Genomic DNA, 16,803 nt, shown 5'->3' on the forward strand with positions numbered 1-16,803 from the left:
GTATTATAACCAAAAAGAAAGGATAAGTGAAGAGTGAAACAGAAATCAAGGACAGAATATTCTGTTATGAATACGACGGTAGCTTTTTTGGCACAGACATTGGCAATTTTTATGGGTTTTTTTACAAGAGTTGTTTTTACCAGGACTCTCAGTGAAGGTTATGTAGGAATTAATGGTTTGTTTACAGATATATTAAATATATTGTCTTTGTCAGAACTTGGGGTCGGAACAGCAATCACATATGCTCTTTACGCTCCTATAGCCAGAAGAGATATAAAAAAACAACAGATCCTGATGCGGATGTTTCGGAATTTCTACAGGATAACAGCGGGCTTTGTTGTGCTTGCCGGCTTATGCCTGATACCATTTTTGGATATTTTGATGAAGGATCGTCCAGATGTGAATCATCTGATTATAATTTATCTTCTGTATCTGCTTAATTCCGTTGTTTCGTATTTATTGATTTATAAAAAAACACTGGTAGATGCCCATCAGATGAATTATATTACGGTGATGTATCATAATGGTTTTCTTGTACTACAAGATATCCTTCAGATTATAGTATTGTTTTTGACACGAAACTTTATCCTGTTTCTTGTTATTGCGGTTGTATGTACCATAATCGGAAATATCTGTATGTCCCGAAAGGCAGACAGGCTGTTCCCATATCTGAAAGAACCGTGTAAGGAGCAGCTTCCACAGGAAGAACGTCATGATATTTTAAGGAATGTAAAGGCAATGCTGATGCATAAAATTGGTAATGTAGTAGTAAATAATACAGATAATCTGCTGATCTCAAGTTTTGTGGGAATTATCAGTGCAGGGATTTATTCCAATTATTATCTGATCATAGGATCAGTCAGGCAGGTTCTGGAGCAGGCAATGCTGGGAGTTGCGGCAAGTGTGGGAAATCTTGGTGTGACGGAAGAGAACGAAAAGATAGGACGGATTTTTGACAGTCTGTTTTTTATAGGGTACTGGCTGTTTGGTTTTGCAGGTGTCTGTTTGCTGGAACTGCTGAATCCTTTTGTGAAGCTGGCATTTGGTAAAAAATATTTATTTCCAAAGGAAATTGTTTTGATACTGTGTATTAATTTTTTTATTAATGGGATGAGACGTGCAGTGCTGATTTTTAAGGAATCTATGGGACTGTTCTGGAATGATCGATACAAAGCGATAGCTGAAGCAGTGTTAAATCTGGTAATTTCCATTCTGTTGGTTACACATTTTGGTGTGGCAGGAGTATTTGCAGGTACATTCTGCAGTACAGTACTTACTTCTGTATGGGTAGAACCCTATGTGATTTATAAATACAGACTGAAAAAGCCTGTTACCGGCTTCTTTGTAAAATATGCAGGATATCTGGGGGTGATGGCTGCAGTATGGGGAATAACGGAATATTTTTGCAGATTTATTTCCGGACAGGCATTTATGATTCTGGTATGCAGACTGGGAATCTGCCTGATTGTGCCGAATATTTTATTGTGGTTTGCCTACAGGAGAACTGCAGAGTGGAAAGTATTATGGAATTTACTGAAAAAAATTGTAGAAAAAGTTTTTATAGGAGATAAAAGATGACAGCTTTGGAAAAACAGCAGAAAAAGATTTCTGTGATCATACCTGTATACAATGCAGAAAAGTACATCAGAGAAACTCTGGACAGTATTATAAAGCAGAGTTATAAAAATCTTGAAATTATATTGATAGATAATGGATCAAAGGACAGAAGTCCTGATATTATACAGAAATATGAAGCAAAATACCCGGAGATCCATATGATTGAAGGATCGGGAAAGGGTCCAGGAGCTTCAAGAAACAGAGGGCTGAAGCTTGCGAAGGGTGACTACATTGTGTTTGCCGATGCAGATGATTATCTTCCTGATAAGGAGATATTCTGTAAATATATAAATCTTGCAGAGCAGACAGATGCGGATATTGTTGTCAGCAATTATGCAAGATTGTGGAAAGATAAAATATTGCCGGCTACTAAACATCAATCATTTGCATTATGTAGTCCATCATCTGAAGAATTCAGATTTCAGGGATTTTTCTCAGTAGGAACACTTTCTTATGCGTGGGGGAAATTATACAGAAGAGAGTTCCTGAGAAATCATCAGATTTATTTTGCGGATCTTTCTTATGCAGAAGATAAACTGTTTAATATGCAATGTTATATCTGTGATGCGAAGTATGCATTTCTGGAAGATATAGGGTATATTTACAGAAAAAATGATATGTCAGTTTCCTGGCAGTATCGTCCGGATTCTGTAGAAAACTGGTTCAAACTTGTATATGAACTGAAAAGCTGGATAGAGAAAAAAGACAAGGATCCGAAAGAATATACTTCATTGATTGGATATTTGCTTATTTTTGCGGCATTTTTTGACGGAAAAATGGAATATATGCAGCATAAAAAATCTCTGTGGGCTGTCAGAAAGGTTCTTAAGAAATATGGAAGCAATCCGATGGGGAGAAAGGCTTTTACAGAGTTGGCAGACAGAAGGAAAAAACTGCAGATCACGCAAAAATTGTGGAAGATTATGATCCGGACATTTTCGTTGGGAATGAAATGGAGGTGGTATCTGTTGATGTCTGTGGGAATAAAGATCTTGGTTTCCTGCCGGGTAGATGAAAGACTTTCTGATACTGGAATAAGGAAAAAGTAAAGACAGTGGCTCCTGGTCAGGAGTCACTGTTTTCAAAAATATGGATTAATTTTGTCTTCTGATTGATTTTCTTAAAGCTGTGAAGGGTCTGGTGGAATGTTGTATTTCGTACTGTGTAGGTGTTGCGGATAAAACAGATAAATGTGATACACCAGAGTGCAGGCCAGAGGACTGGATAATGGCTGGCTTTTGGAAAGCGGACCTTCATCTGGATGTGCCCTTCTTTGAAATAAGTAAGGAAGTTAACCTTCTGATACGAACCGCTTCCAACTAGTGACTGGGAAATATCGGTTCCCATATCGCCGTCTTTAAGAATCTGTATTATGAAATCATGGCAGTCGTGTGGATTGTACTGTGTCCGGGCGTCTATAGAATCCGGAAGACCCAGATATTTCCTGCAGCATTCCAGAATAATTTCGTACAGATGGCTGATGCGGGATTCTCTGCACCATTCATGAATCTGCCGGAAATTGATTTCTTTTTCATGACGCTTCAGATAAAAGGTAAAATCACAGAGAAGGCGGATACCGAATCCGCTGTACAGATAATGCTTCAGCATATGATGAAGCATATAGAAAGTATATTCTGTAGGCGGCAGGACTGTGTAAGTATATCCGTGGATTGTCTGTGTGGATGCTTTCAGACATTCCGGTGAGAAGACAGAATCCACAAGTTTGTTGGCGGGGCTGTACTGGTACTGGCCAACTACACGATAGTGAAGCTCCAGGAGAAAACGGCGCCCGGTTTTGGGAAATATATAACGGTAGGTTACATGGTGGTCACTGAGTTCATCTTCAGAGATATATCCGTTGCTTTCAAGAATTGCCTGTGCTCTGGCGAGGTCAGAAGGATCAGCCAGATATAGGTCAAGATCTCCAAGCTTACGATATTCAGGAACCGGATAGCAGTCAGCCAGACTCAGACCCTTCAGAAGATAACAGTCAATATTGTTCTTTCTTAAAAGAGAGACGGTAAGCCGGGTGAAATGCTCAATCTGATAATAATTCAGCATCATGCCTTTTACCTGTTGCTTCATGGCAGGATAGACAGAAGCAGACCGGAGATATGGCAGTACAAATGGGACAGTACAATGTTCCTGTGCCAGCTTTGCCAGAGCAGGAAGGTCTTCCGGATGTACGGAAACAGAATGATCAGAACCGGTGCAGATATTTTTTATTATTTTCAGATAAGTATTGTATATTCGTTCCATAGGAGTCTCCTGAAAGTGCGTAAAATGGGTACCGTTCAGAGATTGAATGGCAGTAATAAATAATAGTAAGTATATCATGTTATTGCGTGGAAATAAAGGAAAAGGAAGAGAAAAAGGGAAAATGAAAAAGACAGAAGGTTATATAGTCAGGAGACTGGAGGATGAATATCTCTTACTTCCGTCAGGAAGAAGAACAGAAGAAGTCAATGAATTCTCCTATGAAAAATGGATGATCATGAGTGATGAAGCTTTCTGAGAAATGCTGACAGTTTAAAACAGAAGGGGCGAACAGGCAGCATAAAAAGCCACAGGGAAGAAACAAATTTGTAGAAAGGATTTCCTACAGTAAATTCTCTGCTGTTACGATTTACAGCAATCAGTTTTCCGATAATCTGATCCTGACGCAGAGGACCTTCCACTTCGTATTGGTTGTCGCCTACCATATAAAAGCCGTCAGATGTTATCCGGCAGATGCGGTGAAGCACAAGGATGCCCTGATCACGCCTGTAGAGGACTACATCATTCCTGTGGCAGTCTGTGTAGTCTGTCTGCTGGATCAGTGCTTCATCCCGTTCGGGAATAAAGAGAGGGTACATGCTGTAACCCTGAGGCTTGATGCGAATAATATTTCCCTCCCGGAGAAGCTGCTCCAGATCGATTTTAACTGGGTCTGATTTTGTGGTATTCATAGTATTTGTCCTTATTCCTGTTATAAAAATAGCTGATGTTCAGAAATAAAGTTCTGAACAGGCGTATTATAACATTAAGAAAACAAAAGGACAACAGAAAGTGTTTTCCAGTTGTAATAAAAAACTGTATGTTTTGCGTAAGCATACTTGACTTTCTGAGGGGATATGGATAAGATAAAGAAAAAGATAAAACCAATGTAAAGGTCATATTTCAGGAAAGGATGATTAATTATGAAAACATATAAGAAGCCGGTAGTAACTGTTGACGCAGGAATGGCAGAGGGTGTTTATGCAGCAAGTGGTGCAAGCCAGGGAACATTAAATGTAACATATCATGGAGTATGGGACAAATGGGGAACTAATGGTGGCAAGGGTCTGGCAACGGCAGACTGGTCAGGTATTAATGGAACAATTACTTTAAATATCACTTTTAATGATACATTAGATCAGGTTGAGACAGATGATGCTTCTGTAAAGAAATCCTGGTCAGGTAAGACTGCAACACTGACATTTGCAAGTACAGCATCAAATCCGCTGACTATTGGAGTGCATATAAATCATGGAACAAGTATTGATGATCTTAAGATGACAGGATTTACTTATTCTGTGAACTAAAGAGAATATCTGGCTGACAGGAAAAGGGATTGAGTTAGAGTGTTTAACTCAATCCATGAAATTAATTTTAAAATGTCTGTATCATTTCATGAATTTCCACGTCATTTAGTATCTCACATTTCTTATCCCGTATTGCATAAACCCTGTTACAGATATTCAGAACTGTAGGTCTGTGTGTGGTTACAATACAGGTTCTGGGATAGGTATCCTGCATGATATTTCGCAGGACTTTTCGCTCAGTAGCTACATCCAGTGCGGAAGTAGCCTCATCCAGCAGCAGGATCGGTGATCTGCGCAGTAATGCTCTGGCAATGGAGAGCCTCTGTGCCTGACCTTCGGAGAAACCGCCGCCCCGTTCCTTAACGATGTTTTCAATTCCATCCGGGAGTTTTTCCACAAAATCCCATGCGCAGGCAAGTTTCAGCGCTTCAATAATTTCTTCATCTGTAGCATCCTGTTTCACATTTCGCATATTTTCTGCAATTGTTCCTGAAAACATTGTATTTCCCTGTGGTACATAGGAGAATAATTTCCTTGTAGAAGGGGACATATCAATCATGTGTTCATGATCTGCTCCGGCACATATATGAGAAGAACCCTCCTGCGGTGTCAGAAGAGACAGGATCAGGCGCAGCATAGTTGTCTTACCTTCACCGGAAGGTCCTACCAGAGCCACGATCTCATGAGGATAAGCCTCTATGGAAGCATTGGCGAAAACAGCAGTACCATTATGATAGGTATAACTGAGATCCTGCATGTTCAGACCGATTCCTTCTGACTTATGCTGCTTTTCGAAGTTGCCTACAGCAGAATCCTGACTGTAGTCCTCTTGCGGCATTTCCACGATATCCATCAGTCTTCCTGCCGAAATAGTCAGTGAGATGGCTGACGGAATCAGACTTACCAGAGAATTTACCGAACTTGTCAATGTACCGGACAAAGACAGAAACATGGTCATAGTTCCGTAACTGATTGCATTGCTCCATACACGGTAAATTCCCCATCCATAACAGCTGTAGGATACGATAAATCCGATAATGGACATGAGAACAGAAGTCAGAATGGACATCTTCTGGAAGTCCAGTCTCATGTTAATATAATCTTTCTGAAGAGATTTCAGTTTCTCTGTATAAAAGTGAATCAGGTCGAAAGCCTTGATCGTCTGGATATTGGAGAAAGCTTCCTGGTTAAATCCATAAAGCTTTGCATTCATAGCTGCACTTCTCTGATTGTTATCACGCATTCGTTTCAGCAGCGGCTTTGAAAGCAGAGCACTGAAGGGAATTCCAAGCAGAGCAAAAAGTGCGAAAGTAGGGTCATAATAAAGCACGATTGCCAGTGCACTGATAAAACGAAAAGTATAAATGATCAGGTTGGGAATCCAGTTCAGGATTCCGCTTGAAATATTGGAGGCATCGGAACTCCAGCGTGTCACCAGATCTCCGGTGTGGTAATCGGTCAGGGATTCCCAGTCAGTTACCAGCATTTTGGCAAAGATGTCGTTCTTGATTTCGGAGTCCACCTTCAGGTTAATGAAAGTAGAGGCATATCCGGATGCCTGCGAAACCAGAATGTTTGCGACAGAGAAGCCGATCATTGCGACAAAGGTACTTATAAGTTTCCCGGTCTGGTGTCCGGTAATAATATCTACCAGATCTTTGGAAATCAGACTGGAAACCAGAGAGACACCTGTTCCGACCAGACCAAGCAGTGTATACAGGATCATGGCTTTCCAGTAACGTCTGCCGTACTGATAGATCCATAATGTCTGTTTCCACATTTTTTTCAGGGTTCCCTGTTTCAGGTGCTTCCAGATCAGGAGTATTTTTTCTTTCATTGCAGCTCCTCCAGTTGATCAATGGTATTTTTCATCATGCAGGCGGCAGAAGAATTCTTTGTACAGAGAAGATGCAGTACCGGCACGCGGTCAGCGATTTCCCCGGCAAAGAAAAGATTTTCTGAAAGCTGGCGTTCAGTCCATGCAGGGGAGATCATGCGCTGCATGACACGGAGGATTTTTTCCGAAGGATTTAACTCTTCCAGATAATCTGTCTGCAGATCACGCCCAAGGAGGATAATTCCTCCGAGTTCATATGCTTCAGCAGTAAAAATCCCGGAAGTTCCGCACCAGGGGATGCCATAGGCGATGATATGATCTTTATGCAATCCGAGAAGATTCAGGTCTCCATTTAAGTACGGTGTGTCAAAAAGCTCATGCCACAGAGCAGTGTGTGTGGATTTTCCCATTCCGGAATGACCGGAAAACAGCCATGCTTTTCCCTGATAGAGAACAGAAGCTGAGTGGATTGCAAACAGTCCGTTTCTTTGTGCTGTGAAAAGGAAAAACAGCCGTATGGCGTGAAATAAATTTTCTATATTTGTTTCGGAAACCTGTGGGTGGCAGTAAACCCGTACATAAGTACCATCTTTCAGCATATGAGCTTCGTAAAGGTTCTGCATCTGTGGAAAAAGGACAACATAACGGTTGGGATTTTCAAAAACAGTCATTTCAGAATTCTGCAGAAGAACCTGTCCGTAACAACGGCTGGGCGGAGGCGTGGTGACCAGTTCGATTTCCTGTGAGGTATCATCATCCGAAAATTCATGATAAAAAGGTTTGAAATTTGGGGAAATCAGTTCTGCAGAACCGTATAGTTTTATGCAGATTCCTGCGATTATCATAGAGACAGAAGGGATTGATGAAATCAGGTGGAGATCTTCTGTGATCATTCCCATGGCTGTAAGCTGTGTCAGAAAATCTGTCACATCTTTCAGAAGTTCAGGATAATAAGACTCATCCAGTTGATAAGTCCTGGCAAGTATTTCTGCCAGTTGCTGCGGTTCGGCACCTTCATGATGCTGAAGTACATTCCACAGGAAAGTACTGGTCTCATTCAGCACAAAGCCTTTTTTCAGATCGGCAATCTGCTGACCATAAGGTAAGAGATAATTGATACCTTTGATTTTTCGAAGTGTATATCCGGGCTGACATTTGAACATGATAAAAAAAATTCCTTTCTTTTTCAAAGCCAAATCTTGTAAACTTATATATGTGTTGTGATGGCTGTGACTATAGCAAATTATAACACTGAGGAGGGAAGAAATACAAGCTATTTCCAATTGATGTACAAGAGTATAAAATAGTCCTGAATCCGTGAAGTTAAAACGACAATGACTTCAAAAAGTCTGTATCCATTAGGGATTACCGTTATTGTTACCTGTTTTATATTTTCATCTGTCAGGTGAGCCCTTTTTCTGGTATAATCTTCTCATAGTTCTACGAGAGAAGAGGGTATCCCATGAATTTCATTACATGAAATAGGACACATTATTAATAAAGATTATGGAATATCATTTGAAAAAGAAACTGGAGAACAGGAGAAGGCACAAGAATGAAGACTATCATAGGAAAAATCACAATAGACATTCTAACATCAATCTATCAGCCGTTTTGGTTTGCAATTTTGTTATCAATAATGACAATGTTCTTTTATTTGTATGTAAAATGTCCAGAAGGAGCAGGCAAGGGATGGAAAGCAGCTATCCGGACATGGATCGATCATTTTAAAAGAGATAGAGAATTCCGTAAAAAATATATATTGTTTTTCTATATTACCATGGTATTATTTAAGACATTGATCAACCGAAATATGTGGATGAATCCATTATGTGATGTGTGGGGAGTATGGGGAATATACAGATATAATACAGTGACAGGCCAGCGCATTTTAACATCAGAGTGTATAGAAAATTTTTTCCTGCTTATGCCGTATATAGTATTAATGTTTTGGAATTTTGAAGAAAAAATATTTGGTAAGAAAGTGTATATAGGGAAAATCATATTAAAAAGTATCCAAATAGCGTTTCTGTCATCTCTGACAATTGAGCTGTTGCAGTTGTTTTTAAGATTAGGAACATTTCAAATATCAGATTTATTTTTTAATACAATTGGCGGGTTAGCAGGAGGAATTATTTATTTTCTAGTGAATGCTATGGCAGAACGGATTAGACGAATGAGAAATTAAATACGACAAAACACAAACACCCCATTCAGAAATTGGTACTACAAATTGCACAAAAACAATAACAAAGACAGATTTATTACTGAAAATTTTGCTAACACCAGAGGGAAAATGCAAGTGAAATGTTGTAATTTCCTAGAAAATAATGCTACATATTGATTCTCCGAAATTAATTTGATAAAATATAAAGCATAAATACAGGATACATAATACAACATAATATAAAGAGGAGAATAACAATGCATTTATTAGGAACAATTGCAATGATCTTAGTGTTAAGCTTAATGATCGCAGGGCTTTTAAAATTAAATTACAAAGATTTATGGGTATCAGAAGATAAGACATCCAGAGAGCCAGGGGCAAGAACATTAAGAAGTTGTTAAGTATAAGACCAATGAGATAAAAGAGCAGGTACGAAACAGAGTACCTGCTCTTTTTGATCTTACAATAAGGAAGTATTTAAGAAAAGGATAGCCAGAATCTATTGACATTATAGAGAATAATATTTATAATAAAGGGTATATGTGAAGACAAATATATGAAATGTTTTACACAGGATATAACAAGTATACAGGTAACAAAACAGGTCAGATGACTGAAGGGGAGATTTATGGATACTACATTAATAATTATGGCAGCCGGAATCGGATCAAGATACGGTGCAGGAATCAAACAGCTTGCGAAGATGGGACCGAATGGTGAGATCATTATGGATTATTCAATTCGTGATGCGAAAGAAGCTGGATTTAATAAGGTTGTATTTATTATCCGTAAGGACATCTTTGAAGAATTTGAAGAGATAATCGGCAATCGAATTAAAGATCAGATTGATGTAGAATATGTATTTCAGGAATTAGATGACCTTCCAGAAGGATTTGAAGTACCAGAAGGACGTACAAAGCCTTGGGGAACAGGACAGGCTGTTCTTTGCTGCAAGGATGTTGTCAAGGAACCATTTGTGATCATCAACGCAGATGATTACTATGGAAAGGAAGCTTTTGTGAAGCTTCATGATTTCTTAGTATCTGGAGAAGATCTTGGAAGAGAATTCACAATGGGAATGGCAGGATTTATCCTGAAGAATACATTAAGTGACAATGGAACTGTCACACGAGGAGTTAGTGTTGTAGATGAGAATGGATTATTAAGCCAGGTTCATGAGACAACAGGAATTATGATGGGGGAAGATGGTAAGATCAAGTGTGATCTTCCAAATGTTCAGGAATGGATCAGTCCAGAGGATAAGGTTTCTATGAATATGTGGGCTGCATATCCAGAATTTTTAGAGTTCCTTGCAGAAGACTTCAAGACTTTCTTAAGTGAAGTAGAAGAAGGAGATCTAAAGAAAGAATATTTATTACCAAACATCGTAGATAAATTATTGAAAGAAGGACGTGCAAACGTCAAAGTATTAGAGACACAGGATCGATGGTTCGGTGTAACTTATCAGGAAGATAAGGAAGCTGTACAGAAAGCATTTGCCGGATTGATCAAAGAAGGTGTCTACCCAGCAAATTTATGGGGCTAAGATATATGGCATAATTTAGGGGCAGTCAGTGTTGAACTGGCTGCCTGTTTTATTTCAGAGGAAGTTTTGGTGAGGTCCGATTTGGAATAGAATAAGGAGGATCAAAATGAAATATAGCAAAACAATTGCAGGAATTACGATAGAGATCTGTGAAAAAGCAATAGGAGAAGATCTTGTTTTAACTCTAAGCGGTGGTGAGAAACCGCATATTGGCTGTGTTGTTCAGGCAGTTCCACGCCCTTCGTTGAGTGGTGACGGAACGATCAGTGTCACTTCATCTGTGATCAACCTGACAGGTCACAAAGACGAATTTCTATGCCGCAGACTGGCTGAGAATCGATGCAGGGAAACAGGAAAAGTAGTGGTATGCACAGGCGGGGTGCACATGGATCATATAACGGGAGAACAGATCGAAGAATTATTAAAGAATATCGATCGTATGATGACAGAATAAGATCATAGAAGATGATCAGAAAGCAGGTGATTTTTTGAAATTTATTCATATCGCAGATGTTCATTGGGGAGCCAGACCAGAGAGAGAGCAGACATTTGGAAGGATCAGAGAACAAGAGATCAAAGAGACATTTCAAAGAGTCATTGATCATGCGAATAAGCAACAGGTAGATCTGTTATTGATCGCAGGGGATCTGTTTGATCAGCCGCCAACGCAGCAGGAGCTGAGAGAAGTGGATTATCTGTTGTCCAGATTGAATCATACAAGAACGGTTTTGATCGCAGGGAATCACGATCATCTGGAACCGCATGATGCATTTTCCAAGTATAAATGGAATTCGGAAGTTTATCTTCTGGATGGAAAACAAAGAGATCATATTTCTTTTGAAGATCTTGAAACAACCATTTATGGCTTTAGTTATTGGAAGAATCAGATCACGAAACCATTGTATGATCACATGAAACCAGATGAGAGCGAAGGCAGTGATTTTTCAATCCTGCTGGCACATGGAGGGGATGAAAGTCATATCCCGATTCAGAGAGAAGCGTTAAAATGGTCTGGATTCGACTATATCGCTCTTGGACATATCCATAAACCAGAGATCATTTTCGAAGATCTGATGGCATATGCAGGATCGCTGGAACCATTGGATCACACAGAGACGGGATATCATGGGCTGATCGAAGGGGAGATCAGCGAAGAAAAGAAACAGATAACCTTCGTTCCCTTTGCAAAAAGAATGTATACACAAGTGGAAGTCATGATATCTGATGAGATGTCAGCGTTAGAGATCGTAGATCGGGTAGAAACGGAACTTTCATATCGTGGAAGAGAGAATATATATGAGATTGTACTGACAGGAAGTATTGATCCACAGATCCATCTGGACTTTTATGAGATCACGAGCCAATATATGGTCACAGATATCATTTATGAAACGAAGAATCAATGGGAATACGAACAGCTATCAGAGGAAGATGATTTTATCATCCAGAAGGTTGCAGATATTTTAAAAGATGAACCAGAGGCTTTGCGTTATGCGATGGAAGCTTTAACATATGCCAGGGAGAAGTAAAAGATGAAGATTGAGGAGATCAATATTGATGGATTTGGAAAATTTCATAAATATCATTGCCAGACATCTGGGAAGTTAGAAGTTTTCTATGGCAAGAATGAATCTGGCAAGACAACACTTCGTAAGTTTATGATCGCAATGCTGTTTGGGCTGGAGAAATCAAGAGGACTTGCTGCAAGATATGATGATTTCACCAGATATCAGCCAGTAAATGGCGGCATTTACGGTGGCTCCATGGTCTTTGAAAAGGACGGGATCAGATATAAGATCATGCGAAACTTCGCACAAGGGCAGACAGAGTATCGCATATTTGATGCAGATACGATGGAGGAACTTAAGGGGAAGGAATACTTATTCGAATCCGATCAACAGGCATTTGAGAATACGGTTTCGATGACACAGGCAGAGATTCGTACAGGCAGAGAGATGAAGGAAGTTTTGCAAAATTCCATGGCGAATCTGCGAAGCAGCAAGGATGCCGCGATCGACCTTCGAAAAGCGACCGATCATTTGAAAGCCAGACGAAGACAAATGCGAAAAGATCCTGTTTTTGCACAGATTGACAATTTGCGAAGACAGCAGGGGTCATGGCAGTATGATGCACAAGCGTTGAATGAATATGAACAGGAAGAGAGAGAGATTCGGAAACGTTTAAGACAAAAGAGAAAGTTGACGCTGCTTCAGAAGATTTTGCTGTGGTTTCGAAAGTTATTTGGTGGGGAAGATGAAGAACGAATTCGCAAAATAGAACTAAGACATCGCTTAGAGATCATAGAGATCGAGAAAGCACAGCTTATGCAGCAAAAGGAAGAGGCAGATAAGAAAAAGCAGGAATACGAGATTTTGCTGGGGCAGAAAAGGAAGAAAGAACTTGAGATTCACGAGATAGAACTTGCAATGAAAGCGATCGAGGAAGCTGCAAGCCAGGTACAAAAGACTTTTGGACAGGAACTAAATGAGAAGATCTCAGAGATTTTTTGTGATATGACGAATGGAAAATATACGCAGGCAGTCATGGATGAGAATCTTTCGATGATGGTTTATGATGGATTTGATCATATCGATATGAAGTATTTAAGCAATGCCACGGTAGAACAATTATACTTTGCACTGCGCCTTGCATCGGCCGATCTTTTATATGAAAATGATGCATTTCCGCTGTTTTTAGACGATGTGTTCGGTAATTATGATGACGAAAGACTGGCACAGACGATGCAGTATTTAAGTCACCATACAGATCGTCAGATCTTTTTATTTACGGGCAGGAAAGAAATACTTCGTTTATTGGATGAGAAAGAAATTTTATATCATCTTATTTCTTTATAGCTTTTTCTGTGCTAAGATAATGAGAGATAAAGTAACAAAGGAGATCAAAATATATGGCAAAGAAGATGACCATGGCAGACATCGCGAATTTATCAGGAGTTGGAAAAAGCACGGTATCTCGCTATTTTAACGGGGGATATGTAAAGGATGAGACGAGAGCGAAGATTCAGAAGGTCATTGAAGAATACAACTATACACCGAATGCATTTGCAAGATTGAATGCGAAACAAAGCAACGTGATCGGTGTAGTTGTGCCGACATTAAATTCTAAGATCACAAGTCGTGTGATCACAAGTATCGATCGGTATTTAAGAGAAAAGGGGTATACAACCCTTATTCAGAACTCAGACCACGATATTGATCAGGAATTACAGAATATCCAGCGCCTGATCCAGTTAAATGTGGATGGGATCTTGATCAGTTCCATAGCGATCACAAAGGACCACAAAGAGCTGTTAAAGAAAGCGGGGATTCCAGTGGTTGTTTTAACACAGGATTATGAAGATGGAATTTCCATTATTTATGATGATTATCATGCAGGGAAAACGATCGGAGAGTATATCGGGAAGAAAGGACATCAAAAGGTTGGATATATTGGTGTCTATGAGACAGACCAGGCAGTTGGAATCGAGCGTAGAAATGGTGTGTTAGATGGATTGAAAGAATATGGGATCACACCAGTGACAGGGAAGAGTGATTATAGTTTTATTGGTGGACAGATGGTTACAAGAGAATTACTTGAGATGGAATCAGATTTAGATGCGATCATCTGTGCAACAGACCGGCTTGCGTTTGGTGCATATAAGATTTTACACGAACATAAGAAGAGGATTCCAGAAGAAGTGTCTGTGGCAGCGTTTGGAGGATATGATGAAAGTACACTCCTGACGCCAGAGCTTACAACGCTAAAGTTTGATTCCTATGGAATGGGATACCTTGGAGCGGAAACGATTCTTAAGATGATTACAGGAGAACCAGTATCCAAGAAACAGATTGTGGGATATGAATTTATTGAAGGTGGAAGTGTCAGGTAATAAATTTATATTGGTATTTTAACAAAAATCGATTATAATAAACCTAACAAAGAAGTCGGTACGATGGATAAAGCCCATCCGTCCCGGCGGATATAGTTGCTAAATAGCCATTCTATTCTTGCCAGGGAGCAGAATGGCTATTTTTTTTAATTCAGAATGGCAATGATTAATAACGTTACATTGATAATAATCATAAATTCTTCATATGTACTCATAATATCGCCCTGCCACTCAAAATGTGTTGAAATATACTCAAACACATCGAGAAATTGAAGTCCTTGCGGATACTTCTTACTGCTTCAATGTGTATGCTTTGGCGATTATAAACAATACGCTACTCACAAGTTCTTGTACACTCCACAGTCGTAAATTCCTGCGATAGCCCGCAGTACATACTTACGTTTGCTTTCATTATGCAACTTCGTAAGTTAAAGCATCTCTTAGATTAAGAGCAGCATTAAAATCCCTATTCTCGACATAGCCACAATCACAACGGTATATTCTATCTGAAAGCTTCAAATCTTTCTTGATAGCACCACAACAGTGACACATTTTGGATGATGGATACCATCTGTCTACGACTCTTAATTCAATACCATTTTCATCGCACTTAGCTTTCAGCTTAGTTCTAAATTCATAGAACTTTTGTGATGCAACGGCTTTTGATAGATGTCTGTTCTTCATCATTCCTGATACATTCAAATCTTCAATAGTTATATAAGATGGCTTGGCTTTCACTATCTCGGCTATTGATTTATTGATATAGTCAGTACGGATATTATCTATTTTATGATAAAGTCTTTGCACTTTGAGCTTTTGCTTTTGTATATTCTTTTGAGTAGACTCTCCTTTCTTTAAATTCTCATACTTGCGTGAGAGACATCTTTGTTCTCTGCGCAATTTCTTTTCCAATTTTTTAACTCTTGCTGACTTATTGATATTTTTATAAGTTTTGCCATTAGAAACAATCGCCAAGTCTTTCAAACCCAGGTCAATTCCTATACCGTCATTGCTATTATTAGCAATCTTAGCGTCGGGAATTTCCACAAGAACTGACACATAATATTTGCCTGCTTTGATGGATACTGTACCGCTTTTGATTTTCCATCCGTCTTTAGTTGTTGGTATATAGCCTTTTTCTTTCATGCGTACCCAACCTAAACTGGGTATGTTCAACCTATGTCTCTCGCATCTACAATCTTTAGGATTATTCTTTACGAAATACATTTTTACATCAGATTTACCTTTCTTTTTGAAATTAGGAAAAGCACTTTGATGTTTAAAAAATCTTGTAAATGCAGTACATCCATCTTCAATAGACTTTTTTACAGCTTTTGAATACGCTTCTTTCATCCATACTTTTTCAGGATTATTAGGAATGTACTCATTATTGAGCCATACGCTAAAACTCTTGCCAGTCATAAACTTTTCGCCTTTATCGTATAAAGCTTTGTTGTGCCCGAGATAGAAGTTGTAAACATATCTACAAGTGCCAATCGTCTTGTTGATCTTGATTTTTTGCTCGACTGTCGGATTTATTTCCGTTTTGAAGCTCTTTAGCAATTTTCTCATCCCCTTCTATTTGTTTTTTATACTTACGAAGGCCGTACAATCTACAAGAAAAAACGTGAAGTATAGATATAATATCCTGTACAATTTCTTCTTGTGGTGATAGTTCTTCATTATTTACTACCATTATGGTTGTATTAAATTTCATACAGAATTTTTCAAACCAATCATAGCCAAATCTGACAAATCTATCTTTATGTGTAACTATAATAGTTTTGATTTTTTGTTCCATTACTTCATCTAATAATTGATTCCACTTTTTACGATTGTAGTTAAGCCCACTTCCATAATCTTCAATACATTGATCTACAATGATACCTTTAGCATTGCAAAACTGACGTAAAAAAGTTACTTGGTTTTGTAAATCATCTTTTTGGTTTCTTGTAGATACTCTGGCATAAATAACAATCTGACGATTATCGTTTTCAGTATTTATGCCCTTAAACTAAAGATATTGGTCATAAGTATAATAACGCCTATTAGTCGGGGTCCGATTTGCTTTCAGAATCCCCTCTCTATCCCAACGTTGTAACGTTTTGACTGAAACACCCAATAATTCAGCAAAATCTTTTGGTTTGTAATTAGTGATATTAGATGTGTTCATAACAATATCCT

General features: G+C 38.9%; 16 protein-coding genes and 1 pseudogene. 11 read left to right on the forward strand and 6 right to left on the reverse strand.

Annotation, left to right across the window (positions count from 1 at the left end):
• The first annotated feature begins 33 nt into the window (after window positions 1-33).
• Together QUE18_RS03545 and QUE18_RS03550 are read left to right on the forward strand one after the other, a co-directional pair.
• Window positions 34-1,578 carry a lipopolysaccharide biosynthesis protein gene (locus QUE18_RS03545; RefSeq protein ID WP_009202957.1) on the forward strand — a complete coding sequence of 515 codons (1,545 nt, stop codon included), beginning with the start codon at window positions 34-36 and terminating at the stop codon, window positions 1,576-1,578.
• The gene (locus tag QUE18_RS03550) at window positions 1,575-2,666 is read left to right on the forward strand and encodes a glycosyltransferase family 2 protein (protein WP_009202958.1); all 1,092 of its coding nucleotides are present in this window, start codon (window positions 1,575-1,577) and stop codon (window positions 2,664-2,666) included. Before QUE18_RS03545 ends, QUE18_RS03550 begins: the two co-directional genes overlap by 4 nt.
• Before the next feature lie 16 nt (window positions 2,667-2,682).
• Here QUE18_RS03550 and QUE18_RS03555 read toward each other — a convergent pair whose 3' ends face one another.
• Complete coding sequence (locus tag QUE18_RS03555; protein WP_242852690.1) at window positions 2,683-3,876, reverse strand: nucleotidyltransferase domain-containing protein; 1,194 nt, start codon at window positions 3,874-3,876, stop codon at window positions 2,683-2,685.
• Window positions 3,877-3,922: 46 nt separating this feature from the next.
• On the opposite strand from QUE18_RS03555, the gene QUE18_RS03560 reads away from it, so the two are divergent.
• Window positions 3,923-4,132 (forward strand): hypothetical protein, encoded by a 210-nt coding sequence (locus QUE18_RS03560; RefSeq protein WP_286259115.1) that lies wholly within the window; start codon window positions 3,923-3,925, stop codon window positions 4,130-4,132.
• On the opposite strand, the gene QUE18_RS03565 is transcribed toward QUE18_RS03560, so the two are convergent.
• A complete protein-coding gene (locus QUE18_RS03565) occupies window positions 4,110-4,565 on the reverse strand; it encodes a S24/S26 family peptidase (protein WP_009202961.1) in 456 nt (151 codons plus the stop codon). The genes QUE18_RS03560 and QUE18_RS03565 overlap by 23 nt on opposite strands.
• A 231-nt stretch (window positions 4,566-4,796) precedes the next feature.
• Between QUE18_RS03565 and QUE18_RS03570 the strand changes: the two genes are divergently transcribed.
• A complete protein-coding gene (locus QUE18_RS03570; protein WP_009202962.1) occupies window positions 4,797-5,180 on the forward strand; it encodes a hypothetical protein in 384 nt (127 codons plus the stop codon).
• Between the two features lie 67 nt (window positions 5,181-5,247).
• On the opposite strand, the gene QUE18_RS03575 is transcribed toward QUE18_RS03570, so the two are convergent.
• Together QUE18_RS03575 and QUE18_RS03580 are read right to left on the reverse strand one after the other, a co-directional pair.
• Window positions 5,248-7,017 (reverse strand): peptidase domain-containing ABC transporter, encoded by a 1,770-nt coding sequence (locus QUE18_RS03575; RefSeq protein ID WP_009202963.1) that lies wholly within the window; start codon window positions 7,015-7,017, stop codon window positions 5,248-5,250.
• Window positions 7,014-8,207, reverse strand: a complete 1,194-nt coding sequence (locus QUE18_RS03580) for a PqqD family protein (RefSeq protein WP_242852691.1) — start codon at window positions 8,205-8,207, stop codon at window positions 7,014-7,016. The genes QUE18_RS03575 and QUE18_RS03580 overlap by 4 nt, the downstream gene beginning before the upstream one ends.
• A gap of 365 nt (window positions 8,208-8,572) precedes the next feature.
• On the opposite strand from QUE18_RS03580, the gene QUE18_RS03585 reads away from it, so the two are divergent.
• The 7 genes from QUE18_RS03585 to QUE18_RS03615 all read left to right on the forward strand — a co-directional run bounded on the left by QUE18_RS03585 (window position 8,573) and on the right by QUE18_RS03615 (window position 14,619).
• The gene (locus tag QUE18_RS03585; protein ID WP_009202965.1) at window positions 8,573-9,205 is read left to right on the forward strand and encodes a VanZ family protein; all 633 of its coding nucleotides are present in this window, start codon (window positions 8,573-8,575) and stop codon (window positions 9,203-9,205) included.
• A 236-nt stretch (window positions 9,206-9,441) separates the two neighbouring features.
• Window positions 9,442-9,585, forward strand: coding sequence for a hypothetical protein (locus tag QUE18_RS03590; protein WP_009202966.1), 144 nt, complete (start codon window positions 9,442-9,444; stop codon window positions 9,583-9,585).
• A 227-nt stretch (window positions 9,586-9,812) separates the two neighbouring features.
• Complete coding sequence (locus QUE18_RS03595) at window positions 9,813-10,730, forward strand: nucleotidyltransferase family protein (protein WP_009202967.1); 918 nt, start codon at window positions 9,813-9,815, stop codon at window positions 10,728-10,730.
• Between the two features lie 106 nt (window positions 10,731-10,836).
• A complete protein-coding gene (gene lpdD / locus QUE18_RS03600; RefSeq protein ID WP_008394369.1) occupies window positions 10,837-11,184 on the forward strand; it encodes a prenylated flavin chaperone LpdD in 348 nt (115 codons plus the stop codon).
• Window positions 11,185-11,218: 34 nt separating this feature from the next.
• Window positions 11,219-12,259 (forward strand): metallophosphoesterase family protein, encoded by a 1,041-nt coding sequence (locus QUE18_RS03605; protein WP_009202968.1) that lies wholly within the window; start codon window positions 11,219-11,221, stop codon window positions 12,257-12,259.
• A gap of 3 nt (window positions 12,260-12,262) precedes the next feature.
• Window positions 12,263-13,585: an AAA family ATPase gene (locus QUE18_RS03610; protein WP_009202969.1), complete on the forward strand. Its 1,323-nt coding sequence runs from the start codon at window positions 12,263-12,265 to the stop codon at window positions 13,583-13,585.
• 53 nt (window positions 13,586-13,638) lie between these two features.
• The gene (locus tag QUE18_RS03615; protein ID WP_009202970.1) at window positions 13,639-14,619 is read left to right on the forward strand and encodes a LacI family DNA-binding transcriptional regulator; all 981 of its coding nucleotides are present in this window, start codon (window positions 13,639-13,641) and stop codon (window positions 14,617-14,619) included.
• Window positions 14,620-15,030: 411 nt separating this feature from the next.
• On the opposite strand, the gene QUE18_RS03620 is transcribed toward QUE18_RS03615, so the two are convergent.
• Both QUE18_RS03620 and QUE18_RS03625 read right to left on the reverse strand, forming a co-directional pair.
• Complete coding sequence (locus QUE18_RS03620; RefSeq protein WP_040343861.1) at window positions 15,031-16,191, reverse strand: RNA-guided endonuclease InsQ/TnpB family protein; 1,161 nt, start codon at window positions 16,189-16,191, stop codon at window positions 15,031-15,033.
• Window positions 16,103-16,777: pseudogene (locus QUE18_RS03625) on the reverse strand (IS607 family transposase). The gene QUE18_RS03620 and the pseudogene QUE18_RS03625 overlap by 89 nt, the downstream one beginning before the upstream one ends.
• Window positions 16,778-16,803 lie beyond the last annotated feature (26 nt).

The organism is Anaerostipes hadrus ATCC 29173 = JCM 17467, from assembly GCF_030296915.1.
In the GTDB taxonomy this organism is placed as follows: domain Bacteria; phylum Bacillota; class Clostridia; order Lachnospirales; family Lachnospiraceae; genus Anaerostipes; species Anaerostipes hadrus.